General features: G+C 40.6%; 12 protein-coding genes. 10 read left to right on the top strand and 2 right to left on the bottom strand.

Going from position 1 to position 14,399, the window contains the following annotated elements:
- The first annotated feature begins 58 nt into the window (after window positions 1-58).
- Both polA and N8L33_RS03720 read left to right on the top strand, forming a co-directional pair.
- Window positions 59-2,692: a DNA polymerase I gene (gene polA, locus N8L33_RS03725; protein WP_261058492.1), complete on the top strand. Its 2,634-nt coding sequence runs from the start codon at window positions 59-61 to the stop codon at window positions 2,690-2,692.
- Window positions 2,693-2,776: 84 nt separating this feature from the next.
- Window positions 2,777-3,214, top strand: coding sequence for a CoA-binding protein (locus tag N8L33_RS03720; RefSeq protein ID WP_000076477.1), 438 nt, complete (start codon window positions 2,777-2,779; stop codon window positions 3,212-3,214).
- Window positions 3,215-3,478: 264 nt separating this feature from the next.
- Here the strand turns inward: N8L33_RS03720 and N8L33_RS03715 are convergent, their stop codons facing one another.
- Complete coding sequence (locus N8L33_RS03715) at window positions 3,479-4,489, bottom strand: YeiH family protein (protein ID WP_261058491.1); 1,011 nt, start codon at window positions 4,487-4,489, stop codon at window positions 3,479-3,481.
- A gap of 383 nt (window positions 4,490-4,872) precedes the next feature.
- Between N8L33_RS03715 and N8L33_RS03710 the strand changes: the two genes are divergently transcribed.
- From N8L33_RS03710 to N8L33_RS03690, 5 genes are all read left to right on the top strand, one after another.
- Window positions 4,873-6,042 carry a pyridoxal phosphate-dependent aminotransferase gene (locus N8L33_RS03710; RefSeq protein WP_261058488.1) on the top strand — a complete coding sequence of 390 codons (1,170 nt, stop codon included), beginning with the start codon at window positions 4,873-4,875 and terminating at the stop codon, window positions 6,040-6,042.
- Window positions 6,039-6,809, top strand: a complete 771-nt coding sequence (gene recO, locus N8L33_RS03705; RefSeq protein ID WP_261058484.1) for a DNA repair protein RecO — start codon at window positions 6,039-6,041, stop codon at window positions 6,807-6,809. The genes N8L33_RS03710 and recO overlap by 4 nt, the downstream gene beginning before the upstream one ends.
- Window positions 6,806-7,798: a phosphate acyltransferase PlsX gene (gene plsX / locus N8L33_RS03700; RefSeq protein WP_261058481.1), complete on the top strand. Its 993-nt coding sequence runs from the start codon at window positions 6,806-6,808 to the stop codon at window positions 7,796-7,798. Before recO ends, plsX begins: the two co-directional genes overlap by 4 nt.
- 5 nt (window positions 7,799-7,803) lie before the next feature.
- A complete protein-coding gene (locus tag N8L33_RS03695) occupies window positions 7,804-8,037 on the top strand; it encodes an acyl carrier protein (protein ID WP_219967318.1) in 234 nt (77 codons plus the stop codon).
- 421 nt (window positions 8,038-8,458) lie between these two features.
- The gene (locus N8L33_RS03690; RefSeq protein ID WP_261058479.1) at window positions 8,459-9,640 is read left to right on the top strand and encodes an N-acetylmuramoyl-L-alanine amidase family protein; all 1,182 of its coding nucleotides are present in this window, start codon (window positions 8,459-8,461) and stop codon (window positions 9,638-9,640) included.
- Between the two features lie 87 nt (window positions 9,641-9,727).
- Here N8L33_RS03690 and N8L33_RS03685 read toward each other — a convergent pair whose 3' ends face one another.
- Window positions 9,728-10,597: a helix-turn-helix domain-containing protein gene (locus N8L33_RS03685; protein WP_219967316.1), complete on the bottom strand. Its 870-nt coding sequence runs from the start codon at window positions 10,595-10,597 to the stop codon at window positions 9,728-9,730.
- 197 nt (window positions 10,598-10,794) lie between these two features.
- Here N8L33_RS03685 and N8L33_RS03680 point away from each other — a divergent pair, with 197 nt between their 5' ends.
- From N8L33_RS03680 to N8L33_RS03670, 3 genes are all read left to right on the top strand, one after another.
- The gene (locus N8L33_RS03680) at window positions 10,795-11,958 is read left to right on the top strand and encodes an N-acetylmuramoyl-L-alanine amidase family protein (RefSeq protein ID WP_261058478.1); all 1,164 of its coding nucleotides are present in this window, start codon (window positions 10,795-10,797) and stop codon (window positions 11,956-11,958) included.
- Between the two features lie 729 nt (window positions 11,959-12,687).
- Complete coding sequence (locus N8L33_RS03675) at window positions 12,688-13,503, top strand: GHKL domain-containing protein (RefSeq protein ID WP_261058477.1); 816 nt, start codon at window positions 12,688-12,690, stop codon at window positions 13,501-13,503.
- Window positions 13,500-14,231, top strand: coding sequence for a response regulator transcription factor (locus N8L33_RS03670; protein WP_261058476.1), 732 nt, complete (start codon window positions 13,500-13,502; stop codon window positions 14,229-14,231). The genes N8L33_RS03675 and N8L33_RS03670 overlap by 4 nt, the downstream gene beginning before the upstream one ends.
- The last annotated feature ends 168 nt before the right edge of the window (window positions 14,232-14,399 follow it).

Raw genomic sequence — 14,399 nt, 5'->3', positions numbered from 1 at the left:
ATACTCGGTCTGGCTCTTCCCAATGGTATTTTTTGATGCTTTCCTTTATAATGGGTGTATGGATAAGAAAAAATTATTATTGATTGATGGGTCTTCTGTTGCTTTTCGGGCGTTTTTTGCACTCTATCAGCAGTTGGACCGTTTTAAGAATGCGGCTGGTTTGCATACCAATGCGATTTATGGCTTTCAGTTGATGTTGAGCCATTTGTTGGAGCGGGTTGAGCCTAGTCATATTTTGGTGGCTTTTGATGCGGGAAAGACGACCTTCCGGACAGAGATGTATGCGGACTATAAGGGTGGTCGGGCTAAGACTCCTGATGAGTTTCGTGAGCAATTTCCCTTCATTCGTGAGTTGCTGGATCATATGGGGATTCGTCATTATGAGTTGGCTCAGTATGAGGCGGATGATATCATTGGGACGCTGGATAAGCTAGCAGAGCAGGATGGTTTTGATATTACCATTGTCAGTGGGGACAAGGACTTGATTCAGCTGACGGATGAGCATACGGTGGTTGAGATTTCCAAGAAAGGTGTGGCTGAATTTGAGGCTTTTACGCCAGATTATCTCATGGAAAAGATGGGTCTCACACCGACTCAGTTTATCGATCTCAAGGCGCTTATGGGAGATAAGTCGGATAATATCCCTGGGGTGACCAAAATCGGAGAAAAGACGGGTATCAAGCTCTTGCTGGAGCATGGTTCGCTTGAGGGGATTTATGAAAATATCGATGAGATGAAGGCTTCTAAGATGAAGGAAAATCTTATCAATGATAAGGAACAGGCCTTTTTGTCTAAAACACTGGCGACCATTGATACCAAGGCACCGATTGAGATTGGTTTGGAGGATTTGGTCTATAGTGGTCCAGATGTTGAAAATCTCGGGAAATTCTACGATGAGATGGGCTTCAAACAGCTCAAACAGGCTTTAAATGCATCTTCGACTGATGTGGCTGAGAGTTTGGACTTTACTATCGTTGACCAAGTTAGTCAAGATATGCTGAGTGAAGAATCTATCTTCCATTTTGAGCTTTTTGGTGAGAATTACCATACGGATGATTTGATTGGTTTTGCCTGGTCTTGTGGGGATAAGCTTTATGCTACAGACAAGCTTGAACTTTTGGAAGACCCGATTTTCAAGGATTTTCTAGAAAAAACACCTCTGAAAGTGTATGACTTTAAAAAGGCTAAAGTTCTCTTGAATCGTTTTGATGTGGATTTGCAGGCTCCTGCCTTTGATAGCCGTTTGGCTAAATACCTCCTTTCGACTGTGGAGGACAATGAAATTGCGACCATCGCTAGTCTTTATGGTCAGACTTATTTGGCCGATGATGAGACTTTCTATGGTAAGGGTGTCAAAAAAGCCATTCCTGAACGCGAGAAATTCTTGGAACATTTGGCGCGTAAACTTGCTGTTTTGGTCGAAACAGAGCCTATTTTGCTTGAAAAACTCAGTGAAAATGGACAATTAGAGCTTCTTTATGATATAGAGCAACCTCTTGCCTTTGTCCTTGCCAAGATGGAAATTGCTGGGATTACGGTCAAGAAAGAGACCTTGCTTGAGATGCAGGCTGAAAATGAGCTTGTCATTGAAAAACTGACTCAAGAGATTTACGAGTTGGCTGGTGAGGAGTTTAATATCAACTCGCCTAAGCAGTTGGGCGTGCTTCTTTTTGAAAAGTTGGGTCTTCCTCTAGAATACACTAAGAAAACTAAAACGGGTTACTCAACAGCGGTGGATGTGTTGGAGCGTCTGGCTCCTATTGTTCCGATTGTTAAGAAAATTCTAGACTACCGTCAGATTGCCAAGATTCAATCGACTTATGTAATTGGCTTGCAGGATTGGATTTTGGCTGATGGCAAGATTCATACTCGCTATGTGCAGGATTTGACCCAGACTGGGCGTTTGTCTAGTGTGGATCCAAACTTGCAAAATATTCCTGTGCGTTTGGAGCAAGGCCGTCTCATTCGTAAGGCTTTTGTGCCTGAGTGGGAGGATAGTGTCCTTCTGAGCTCCGACTATTCACAGATTGAATTGCGCGTTTTGGCTCATATTTCTAAGGATGAACACTTGATTAAGGCCTTCCAAGAGGGGGCGGATATCCATACTTCTACAGCCATGCGTGTCTTTGGCATTGAGCGTCCTGAGGATGTGACTGCAAATGACCGTCGTAATGCCAAGGCAGTTAACTTTGGAGTGGTTTACGGGATTTCAGATTTTGGCTTGTCTAATAATCTGGGCATCAGTCGTAAGGAAGCCAAAGCCTACATTGATACCTACTTTGAACGCTTCCCGGGCATTAAAAACTACATGGATGAAGTAGTGCGTGAGGCGCGTGATAAGGGTTATGTAGAGACTCTCTTCAAGCGTCGTCGTGAGTTGCCAGATATCAATTCGCGCAACTTCAACATTCGTGGTTTTGCGGAGCGAACTGCCATCAACTCTCCTATCCAGGGATCTGCGGCAGATATTCTCAAGATTGCCATGATCCAGCTAGATAAGGCCTTGGTTGCAGGTGGTTATCAGACCAAGATGCTGTTACAAGTGCACGATGAAATCGTCCTTGAAGTTCCTAAATCTGAATTGGCAGAGATGAAAAAATTGGTCAAACAAACCATGGAAGAAGCTATTCAACTCAGTGTTCCCCTCATCGCAGATGAAAATGAAGGGGCAACCTGGTACGAGGCTAAATAAAAAGGGGGCTAGTCCTCCTTTTTTGTAGTAGAATTCTGCAAGCCTTTTCAAATTGTGCTATACTGAAGAAAAAGGAGGATTTCTATGAGTCAAGAATTTATCAATCCAAGTGATGGCGTGATTCGTCAGTATCTCGCAACGAGTAAAACCCTTGCTGTTGTGGGTTTGTCAGACCGTGAGGAAACAACCAGCAATCGAGTGACTAAGGAAATGCAGGCTCGGGGTTATAAAATTATCCCAGTCAATCCCAAGGCGGCAGGTGGCGAAATCTTGGGTGAAAAGGCTTATGCTAGTCTCGCTGAGATTCCTTTTCCTGTAGATATTGTCAATGTTTACCGTCGCAGTGAATTTTTGCCTGATGTGGCGCGTGATTTTCTTAAGGCTGATGCCAAGATTTTTTGGGCACAGCTAGGACTTGAAAGTCTAGAAGCAGAAGAAATCTTGCGTGCTGGTGGATGTGATGATATCGTGATGAATCGTTGCATTAAGAGAGAACATACCCGCTTAATTGAGGAAGCATAAGAAAAGGTAGCTGATGGGCTACCTTTTGTGTTATATTCAATGAAAATCAAAGAGCAAACTAGCCGCAGGTTGCTCAAAACACAGTTTTGAGGTTGTAGATAAGACTGACGAAGTCAGCTCAAAACACAGTTTTGAGGTTGCAGATAGAACTGACGAAGTCAGCTCAAAACACAGTTTTGAGGTTGTGGATAGAACTGACGAAGTCAGTAACCATACCTACGGCAAGGCGACGTTGACGTGGTTTGAAGAGATTTTCGAAGAGTATTAGAAAATGCCAATAAGGGTCTGCATACCAAGACTAGTGAGGATGATGGCAATCCAGCAAATAGCTCCGAGAACAATGGATTTTCCACTGGATTTGACCATAGCTACTAAATTGGTTTTGAGACCGATAGCACTCATGGCCATGATAATAAGGAATTTAGAGAGTTGTTTGAGAGGGGTAAAGAAATTACTGGACACACCGAGAGAGGTGAGTAGTGTAGTGAGGAGAGAGGCAAGGATGAAGTAAAGGATAAAAAGTGGGAAGACTTTTTTCAGTTGCAGGTCTTGCTTATTTTTTTGCTCGCGACTTTGCCAGTAGGAGAGAAAGAGAGTGATGGGGATGATAGCCAGAGTTCGTGTGAGTTTGACAATGGTTGCGGATTCGAGGGTATTGGTCTGGTAGAGACTGTCCCAAGCGCTGGCTGTGGCGGTTACAGAGGAAGTATCATTGACCGCAGTTCCTGCAAAGAGGGCGAAGCCGTCATTGGATAGATGAAGCCAAGTGCCGAGGGTTGGAAAGATGAGCGCAGCCAAGACATTGAAGAAAAAGATAACGGAGATGGCTTGGGCTACTTCTTTTTCCTTGGCATGGATAACGGGAGCTGTCGCTGCAATGGCAGAGCCACCACAGATAGAAGATCCCACCCCAATCAAGGTAGCCAGTTTTGTGTCCAGTGCAAAGAAACGCTGGAAGAGGTAGGCAACAATCAAGGCTATTGAAATGGTGGACAGGATAACAGGGAGCGAAGATTGCCCAACTGCGAAGACTTGCGATATATTGAGACCAAAACCAAGCAAGATAACGGCATACTGGAGCAATTTCTTGGAACTAAAGGTCAATCCCGCATCCAGTTGTTTATAGGATGAGAGAAAGGGATGGAGAAGCATGCCTATGAAAATGGCAAACACGGGCGCGCCAATAACAGGGAAGAATCCTCCTAAGTACCAAGATAGGATGGAAATGAGAAGGCAGGCCAAGATGCCTGCTCCATTTTTTGATAGAAATGACATAAAAACCTCCAAATAGAATCTGTTACCATTATAGACCTGTAAACAGGAAAAGTAAAATAGAAAGTGGAGCTAACAATTATTTGACAAGTAGTGCTAATTATGTGATAATAATCTTACAAGAACTGTAACGAAGTCTTGGCAAAAACAAAAATACCAGAGCTCCACCTCTGGTATTTCTTTTTGTCCAGTTACATTAAAACTAAACTCAGGTTATATTTTTTTGTCGCGCTTATCTAATCCAAACTAAGTCCGTTAGTGGAGTTGAGACAAATTCATTTTAACATACTTCAATTTGTTATGCTAGCGTTATTCTCTAATGTATTTTTGCGGTCGGGGGGCTTTTGTAGTATAATAGAGATACGTTTTGACAGTAGGAGGTATCTATGGATTTAACTAAGCGCTTTAATAAACAGTTAGATAAGATTCAAGTTTCGTTGATTCGTCAGTTTGACCAGGCTATTTCGGAGATTCCTGGGGTCTTGCGTTTGACCTTGGGGGAACCTGATTTTACAACGCCAGATCATGTCAAGGAGGCGGCCAAGCGAGCCATTGACCAGAACCAATCCTACTATACAGGGATGAGTGGTCTGCTGACCTTACGTCAGGCAGCCAGTGATTTTGTTAAGGAAAAGTACCAACTGGACTATGCTCCTGAGAATGAAATCTTGGTCACAATTGGGGCGACAGAGGCCTTATCTGCGACTTTGACAGCTATTTTAGAAGAAGGAGATAAGGTGCTCTTGCCAGCTCCTGCTTATCCGGGTTATGAACCAATTGTCAATCTGGTTGGTGCAGAGATTGTCGAGATTGACACAACTGAAAATGGTTTTGTCTTGACTCCAGAGATGTTGGAAAAGGCCATTTTGGAGCAGGGAGACAAGCTCAAGGCGGTTATTCTCAACTATCCAGCTAATCCGACAGGAATTACCTATAGTCGGGAGCAGTTGAAAGCCTTGGCAGCTGTTTTACGCAAGTATGAGATTTTTGTTGTCTGTGATGAGGTTTACTCAGAATTGACCTACACAGGCGAAGCCCATGTGTCTCTAGGAACTATGTTGAGAGATCAGGCTATCATTATCAATGGTTTATCTAAATCGCATGCTATGACAGGTTGGCGTTTGGGTCTGATTTTCGCTCCTGCAGCCTTTACAGCTCAGTTGATCAAGAGTCACCAGTACTTGGTCACTGCCGCAAATACCATGGCGCAACACGCTGCGGTAGAAGCCCTGACAGCTGGTAAAAACGATGCGGAACCTATGAAGAAGGAATACATCCAGCGTCGGGACTATATCATCGAGAAAATGACTGCTCTTGGTTTTGAGATTATCAAACCAGACGGTGCCTTCTATATCTTTGCTAAGATTCCAGCGGGCTACAATCAAGATTCCTTTGCCTTTTTGAAGGATTTTGCTCAGAAGAAGGCCGTTGCCTTTATCCCTGGCGCAGCCTTTGGGCGTTACGGAGAAGGCTATGTTCGCCTATCTTATGCAGCCAGCATGGAGACTATCAAAGAAGCTATGAAACGACTTGAGGAGTACATGAGAGAAGCATGATTCAGTCTATCACGAGTCAAGGCTTGGTGCTCTACAATCGTAATTTTCGTGAGGATGATAAGCTAGTCAAGATTTTTACAGAGCAGGCTGGCAAGCGCATGTTTTTCGTTAAACACGCTGGTCAGTCCAAACTGGCTCCTGTTATTCAGCCCTTGGTGCTGGCACGATTTCTCTTGCGAATCAATGATGACGGGCTCAGCTACATAGAGGACTATCACGAGGTCATGACTTTTCCCAAGATTAATAGTGACCTCTTTGTCATGGCCTATGCGACCTACATAGCAGCTCTTGCAGATGCGAGTTTGCAGGATAATCAGCAGGATGCTTCCTTGTTTGCTTTTTTGCAAAAGACTTTGGAGTTGATGGAAGCAGGCTTGGATTATCAGGTCTTGACCAATATTTTTGAAATCCAAATCTTGACCAGATTTGGAATTAGCCTCAATTTTAATGAGTGTGCCTTCTGCCATCGGGTCGGTCAGGCTTTTGACTTTTCTTTCAAATATGGAGCCTGCCTCTGTCCAGATCATTATCATGAAGATGAGAGACGTTGCCATCTCAATCCCAATATCCCCTATCTGCTCAATCAATTTCAAGCCATTGATTTTGAGACCTTGGAGACCATTTCGCTCAAGTCTGAAATCAAGCAAGAACTACGCCAATTTATGGATCAACTCTACGAAGAGTACGTTGGGATTCACCTAAAATCAAAGAAATTTATTGATTCCCTAGCAGACTGGGGACAATTACTAAAAGAGGAAAAGAAATGAAAAAAATCGCAGTAGATGCCATGGGAGGCGATTACGCACCTCAGGCCATCGTTGAGGGTGTCAATCAAGCCCTTGCTGACTTTTCAGATATTGAGGTTCAACTCTACGGAGATGAAGCTAAAATCAAGCAATATTTGACAGCGACAGAGCGCGTCAGCATTATCCATACGGATGAGAAGATTGATTCAGGCGATGAACCTACGAGAGCTATTCGGAAGAAGAAAAATGCCAGTATGGTCTTGGCGGCCAAGGCTGTCAAAGAGGGTGAAGCAGATGCTGTCCTATCGGCTGGAAATACAGGTGCTTTACTAGCAGCAGGATTTTTCATCGTGGGTCGTATCAAGAATATTGACCGTCCTGGGCTTATGTCGACTTTGCCGACTGTAGATGGGAAGGGGTTTGACATGCTAGACCTCGGTGCTAATGCGGAAAATACAGCCCAGCACCTCCATCAATACGCGGTTCTAGGTTCTTTCTATGCTAAAAATGTCCGCGGAATTGCGCAACCACGTGTTGGCTTACTTAACAACGGAACAGAGAGTAGTAAGGGCGACCCGCTTCGTAAGGAAACTTACGAATTACTAGCAGCTGATGAAAGTTTAAACTTTATCGGAAATGTGGAAGCGCGTGATTTGATGAATGGCGTTGCGGATGTTGTTGTGGCAGATGGTTTCACGGGAAACGCTGTGCTCAAATCTATTGAAGGGACAGCCATGGGAATCATGGGCTTGCTCAAGACAGCTATTACAGGTGGTGGTCTTCGAGCGAAACTAGGAGCCCTTCTTCTCAAGGACAGCCTCAGAGGTTTGAAAAAACAGCTCAACTATTCAGATGTTGGTGGAGCAGTCTTGTTTGGTGTCAAGGCACCGGTTGTCAAGACTCATGGATCAAGCGATGCCAAGGCTGTTTATAGTACGATTCGCCAGATTCGTACTATGTTAAAAACAGACGTAGTTGCCCAGACTGCGCGCGAATTTTCAGGAGAATAAAAGAGATGACAGAAAAAGAAATTTTTGACCGTATTGTGACCATTATCCAAGAGCGACAGGGAGAGGACTTTGTCGTGACAGAATCCTTGAGTCTGAAAGACGATTTGGATGCTGACTCAGTTGACTTGATGGAGTTTATCTTGACACTGGAAGATGAATTTAATATCGAAATCAGCGATGAGGAAATTGACCAGCTGGAAAGTGTAGGAGATGTGGTTAAAATCATTCAAGCAAAATAAAGATAAGAAGTTCCAAGGCATTTGCTTTGGAATTTTTCTTTGGTTCAAGTGACCGTTTAGGAACAGATTTAGTCTTTCTAGGGACAGAAGAGATATGGGGACAAATAAGGGATATAATGAAATCAGAAAAATCAATCTCCAAAAGGAGATAAGAAATGAAGATCAAAAGAAGAGATAGATTGATTTTTGTTGAAATATAAATGTTAACATAATCACAATTTTGATTGACTTTCCTTTTTTCCAGGACTATAATGTAGATATAAAAAAGGATTTATTTTATAGTTGGGAGAAGGTGATGGCTATGTACTTTTGATAAACTAGTCTCTATCTTATGTTCTTGGAAATTTTAGGAGTTCTATTTTGACTTTGTTTCTATTAGATTTTCTTACTTTGGATTTATCTATTTTAGGAGGAAATAACTATGAAAAAATCTAAACTACTCACTCTTGGTCTGCTTGTAGGTGCTGGTCTGCTTTTATCTATCAACCAAGCACAGGCTGCAGATACTTGGGTTAAAAATGGGTCTGACTGGAATCTTTCTCAAGATGGCAGTCTTGCTAAAAATAAATGGGTACAAAATGCTGGTTATTGGTACCACTTTGACGGTTCTGGAAAAATGCAGACAGGCTGGCTCAAAGATGGGAATACCTGGTATTCTCTAGCAGACAGTGGCGCCATGCGTACTGGCTGGTACAAGGAAGGTAACACATGGTACTCACTCGCAAATAGTGGCGCTATGCGTACAGGTTGGTACAAAGAAGGGTCTACATGGTATTACCTCAAAGACAGTGGCGCTATGGCAACAGGATGGGCAACTGCAAATGGTCAATGGTCTTACTTTGAAAAATCAGGTGCAATGGTCGCAGACAGAGCTGTTCCAGCCAGTGATGGGGAAAGTTATGTAATTGGTAAGGATGGATATCTGTTAACCAAACTCCCAAGTCAGGTTGAACAATCTCAAGCGGATGATACAATTATCACAAATATTGTTACTTTGTCTGATGGTTATGATTATCACCTTATTTATACAAAAGATGGAGTCATTGTTGAAAAGAATGCCTGGTATATCAAACCAGAGTTTAAAAAGTTTTCTAATAAATATGGGGATCACGTTTCCAATACGACGTTAGCTTTAATAGATAATAAAGATCAAGGACAGGAAATTGATCCTAAAGCTGTTATAAAGAATTTCCAAAACTTACCAAACAGGTATTACTTTGGGGCAGATGGTCGTCGCGTAACAAATTTACCAGAAATGACCACCTATTCAGAGATTAAAAAAGTTGGCAATGATGTCTATTTAGAAAATCCAGGTGCACGACTTCGTCTTGGAGGTACCAGATTTACAATCAATAACAATAAACTATACCATTTAGAAAATGAGCAAGGTAAGCTCAAAACAGGTTACTTTGTATTAATTGATGATGGAGCAACCACTACTCACCAGCACATCCTAGCATATGCGGACCAATCTGGTGAAATTCTTAAAATGAAACGCTTGCCATCAAGATTTATAGATTATCGTGACAAAGAAATCGATGGTTTCTACGGTCAAACTGTTAAAATCGATAGTAAGACAGGAAATGTTTCTGTTGTGAAATAAGACGTCTGACAGAGTAAAACGAAAAAGCGAACAGCTTTGTTTACTAGGAAGTCATGTTCGCTTTTATTCATAAAGTAATAGTTACTATTAGCCCTCTGTTTCAAAAAAATCTGCTTGATAATAATCACGAACTTCTCTTTTCATTTCTTCTAGTAATCGACTTTCATCTGTTGATTCGAGTAAGGATAATCCTTTATTAATCATAGCATGATCTTCATTAACGATTCCCAGACGCACTTGAGCTACACCTAATAAATCGTATCTTTTCAATATTTTTGCTAAATCAAGACATTCTTGAATTAAGCATAGACAGTCATCTTTCTTCCCTGCTTCAAGGTACATTCGTGTCATATTGGCTAGAATGGAGTAATGAATACTTTGAATTGGACGATAATCTGTGTATTTATTTAGAGATTTTACAAGTCTTTGACGTAGCATTTCTAGTGAATCAATAGGGAAATGGAAAATAATCATCACTAGCAATCGTAAATCTGAGAGGAACCACTGATCTCTTTTTTCCAATTCTTTCCATAATTCCTCAGCCAAGGCTTGAGCTTTATCGGAAAACTGATTTTCAATCACTTCTATAAAAATGGTTAGTTCTTTCACAGCATGTTCTATTGGGATATCATTCTGCACTTCATCTAGATAAATTTGACATTTTGATAGCAGTGTCTTCATTTCTTCTAGATTAGGTGAAGAAATGACTTGATAATATTCTGAAAATAATTTCTTACGAGAATCCATTTGGTAATGTTGACAAATATAATGAAATTCATCGAAACTCATATCAATTTGCCTCAAAAGCAACTCCATAGTATCATACCTAGGAGTAGAATGATTATTTTCAAACTTAGATAAGTTAGAATGAGTAATGTAGTCACCACAGACCTCATTTTGTGTAATCCCTTTTGACTTACGAATGTATTTATAAACTGAACCAATATCCCACCGCATATTTTTGCCTCCAAAAATGTTCCAAAAGTAGAAGTTTTAGGAAAATATTTATATTTAGTATATCATAAAGGTGTGGGGTGGGCAATGATGATAGAAAGAAGGTGTTGGTTGACTCTTAAGGATTATTAGGAGTTATGTAGAATGTTTATGATGAAAAAATATCTTTTTATAACTATTCGATAAAGGAGGAAATGGCTATGAAAAAATCTAAACTACTTACACTTGGTTTGCTTGCAGGTGCTGGTCTACTTTTGTCTATCAATCAAGCACAGGCTGCAGATACTTGGGTTAAAAATGGTTCTGACTGGAATCTTTCTCAAGATGGCAGTCTTGCTAAAAATAAATGGGTACAAAATGCTGGTTCTTGGTACCACTTTGACGGTTCTGGAAAAATGCAGACAGGCTGGCTCAAAGACGGCAATACTTGGTATTCTCTAGCAGATAGTGGTGCTATGCGCACAGGCTGGTACAAGGAAGGTAACACATGGTACTCACTAGCTAATAGTGGTGCCATGCGTACAGGTTGGTACAAAGAAGGATCTACTTGGTACTATCTCAAAGACAGTGGCGCTATGGCAACAGGATGGGCGACTCCAAATGGTAAATGGTCTTACTTTGAAAAATCAGGTGCTATGGTCGCAGATAGAGCTGTTCCAGCCAGTGATGGGGAAAGTTATGTCATTGGTAAGGATGGCTATCTAGCAAATAGAAAAGATGCTGGATACAGTATTCATGATATTGTCAAACTTGGAGATGGGCAAGAATATTTGCTAAATGTTAAAGGTGACGATGTTATTATTGAAAAAAATACTTGGTACATCAAACCTGAGTTCAAGAAGTTTTCCGACAAATATGGGGATGAGGTTGCAAATACAACCTTAGCTCTAGTGGATAATAAAGAAGAAGGACAAGAAATTGATCCTAAGGCAGTTATTCGTAATTTCCAAAATCTACCAGGTCGATATTACTTTGGAGCAGATGGTCGTAGAGTATTACCACTTCCAGAGATGACAACTAGATCAGAAATCAAAAAAGTTGGCAATGATCTTTATCTAGAAGACCCAGGTGTACGACTTCGATTTGATAACTTTATAATCAATAACAATAAACTATACTATTTAGAAAATGGACAAGGTAAGCTCAAAACAGGTTACTTTGTACTGATTGATGATGGTATGGCTACAACCCTCCATCACTTACTTGTATATGCAGACCAATCTGGTGAGGTTCTTAAGATGAAACGCTTGCCATCAAGATTTTCAGATTATTTTGACAAAGAAATCGATGGTTTCTATGGTCAAAAAATTAAGATTACACAGCCAAATAAGTATGAATATTACAAGGTTCTTGTGGTAAAATAAATAGATAAGCAATCTTCACAACGAATATAAAATTAAAACGTGCAAATCATTTTCAAGAGGCTTTAGATTTCTTGTATTTTAAAAGAAACTAAAGCCTTTTGTGGATGTATTGTTTTTCAGAAAGTATGAAAAACTAGAGAGTTGTATCGGGGAGATAAATATTATTTCGCTTAAATAAATTAGGAGTCGTTTTATTCTATGATTATTTTAGAATTCTTAGTTTCTGTGCTATATATTCTGTTGGTAGTCGTTTCAACCATGGTGCCTACTATTTATTTGGGTGCTCAAATTTCCCCAGAATTTTATAAAAAACGTTATTGGATACTTATATTTTTAATTAGTTTATCTGCTCGTCAAACATTTGGAGAATTATTTCATATAGGAGTTCTTCTCTTCTTTTACTGTATTTTTTTATTAGTATTGCACAAGGGAAAAGGGGAATCTCTTTTTCTTTCTCTGTATCTTTTTCTCTTCTTTCAAAGTATTCGTTATTTATTTTTGACAATTTGGATTCGTGTATTATCTGGTGAGCATTGTTGTTTCGTAGATTCGTTTTCTACTTTATATATATCTATATTTGATTTATTATCAATCTTTCTATGTTGTAAAATTATGAAGCGTTGGTCTTTGGATTTGGATTTATTCTTTTCAGATACTTTTAAAACCCACTATCGTAAGAGTTTTTTCATTATCCTACCTCTGACTGGATTTAGGATATTCTCTTCGTTCATGACCAATAGAAATAGTTCTTTTTACGTTCGCTTTGACACGACCATTTCTCTCCTGATTTTCATTCTCTTTTTCTCCTGGCTCTTTTATATCAGACACTTAGAGCAGGTTTATCGTGATGAGCAGACCATTCAGAGACAGGAAGAAGAAAATCGTTCCTTGCAAGGGATGGTGGATAAGCTGGGTCATCTTTATGATGAAGTTCGAGGTTTCCGCCATGATTTTGCAGGGATTGTCGCTAGCATGGAGCCTGCCATAGCGAATCAAGACATGGCTGAGGTGTCTACCATTTATCAAGATGTCTTTCTAAAGACCAATGAAAAGCTGAGAAAGGCAGATTACACAGCCTTTAATCTTCACAATATCCATGACATAGCCATTCGTAATACCTTGGCAAAAGCTATGATTGTGGCAGATAATCAGGGAATTCATTTTAGTTTGGAGACGGTGGGGGTTGTCGAAGAGCTGGCATTACCGATGTTGGAGGCTATCCGTATCCTCTCTATCCTTACGACAAATGCCTTAGAGGCAGCCAGTGATGCAGAAAATCCGCAGATTCGAGTTGCTTTATTGGCAGGAGATAGGAGTGTCCGTTTTATCATTGAAAACACTCGTAAGAAAGAAGAACTGAATCCCAGTATTCTCAGTCAAAAGGGGTATTCGACCAAGGGAAACCACAGTGGACTGGGCTTAGCAACCTTGGAGGATATGATTTTTCATTATGATTTAAACTTAGATACCCAGCTAGGAGAGACGACCTTTAGACAAGATTTAGAATTGCCATTTAAGGATGAGAAACGAGGGGGAGAGGAATGAGAATTTTAGTTTTGGAAGACGATAGAGTCCAGCAGGGACGGATAGAGCAGACTTTACTAGATATCGGTCGCTCTCGTAATTTAAGATTGGAGATTGATATTGCCAAAAACTATGGAGATGTTGAAAAGTATTCTCAGTATTTTGACAATTACCAGCTCTATTTATTGGATTTAGAGATTGATGGAGAGCGTGAACGGGGCTTTCAGGTTGCTCAACAGGTTCGGGAGCAGGATCCTTTTACAAGCATTGTCTTTGTGTCTACGCACTCGGAGGCCTTGCCTCTAGCTTTTAGCTACCACTTGTCTGCCTTGGATTTTATTTCCAAGGATCAGTCTGAGGAGGATTACCGTTATCAGCTGGAGCGCTGTTTGGACTATGTATTAGCAGTGGATAAGAGGGAAAATATGTGTCTCTTCACCTATAGTTTTGAGGGAAGACGGGGCTTTACTCTGCCCTACCATGAGATTTTAGCCTTTGAAACCTCAGTGGAATCCCACCGTATCAAGGTTTATTATGCCAATCATTCTATCAAGACCATTTATGGCAGTCTCAAGGATATCGCTGCAAAGGCTGAAAAAGATTACTTTGTCTATGCCAATCGCAATACTTTAGTCAGTTTACAGGCGATTGAAGAGATGACTGCTACAGAAGTGACCTTGTTAGAAGGCTTGCATTTCCCCGTATCACGAACAGCCAGAAGAACCCTTAAAAAACATCTTAATATCTAATATCTGTTAGACTTGGATGAGTTTATCAATAAGAATGTCGGAAAATTTTCTGATATTCTTATTTTTTTGACTTTTTTTCGAATAGATAAGTAAGAGGAAAAGGAAAGGAGCCTAGTTCATGTTTATATCAATGTTTCACCCATGGTTCACTGAGTTATTTTTCAAATA

Origin of the sequence: Streptococcus mitis, from assembly GCF_946188695.1 — a bacterium.
GTDB classification, from domain to species: domain Bacteria; phylum Bacillota; class Bacilli; order Lactobacillales; family Streptococcaceae; genus Streptococcus; species Streptococcus mitis_DF.
Note: the sequence above shows the minus strand (reverse complement) of the source record. Positions and strands in the feature narration are given on the sequence as shown.

Coding starts and splice junctions, on each gene's coding strand:
- N8L33_RS03670 (WP_261058476.1), top strand. CDS start 13,500: ATGAGAATTTTAGTTTTGGAAGACGATAGAGTCCAGCAGGGACGGATA.
- N8L33_RS03720 (WP_000076477.1), top strand. CDS start 2,777: ATGAGTCAAGAATTTATCAATCCAAGTGATGGCGTGATTCGTCAGTAT.
- plsX (WP_261058481.1), top strand. CDS start 6,806: ATGAAAAAAATCGCAGTAGATGCCATGGGAGGCGATTACGCACCTCAG.
- N8L33_RS03685 (WP_219967316.1), bottom strand. CDS start 10,597: ATGCGGTGGGATATTGGTTCAGTTTATAAATACATTCGTAAGTCAAAA.
- recO (WP_261058484.1), top strand. CDS start 6,039: ATGATTCAGTCTATCACGAGTCAAGGCTTGGTGCTCTACAATCGTAAT.
- N8L33_RS03710 (WP_261058488.1), top strand. CDS start 4,873: ATGGATTTAACTAAGCGCTTTAATAAACAGTTAGATAAGATTCAAGTT.
- N8L33_RS03695 (WP_219967318.1), top strand. CDS start 7,804: ATGACAGAAAAAGAAATTTTTGACCGTATTGTGACCATTATCCAAGAG.
- N8L33_RS03690 (WP_261058479.1), top strand. CDS start 8,459: ATGAAAAAATCTAAACTACTCACTCTTGGTCTGCTTGTAGGTGCTGGT.
- N8L33_RS03675 (WP_261058477.1), top strand. CDS start 12,688: ATGACCAATAGAAATAGTTCTTTTTACGTTCGCTTTGACACGACCATT.
- polA (WP_261058492.1), top strand. CDS start 59: ATGGATAAGAAAAAATTATTATTGATTGATGGGTCTTCTGTTGCTTTT.
- N8L33_RS03680 (WP_261058478.1), top strand. CDS start 10,795: ATGAAAAAATCTAAACTACTTACACTTGGTTTGCTTGCAGGTGCTGGT.
- N8L33_RS03715 (WP_261058491.1), bottom strand. CDS start 4,489: ATGTCATTTCTATCAAAAAATGGAGCAGGCATCTTGGCCTGCCTTCTC.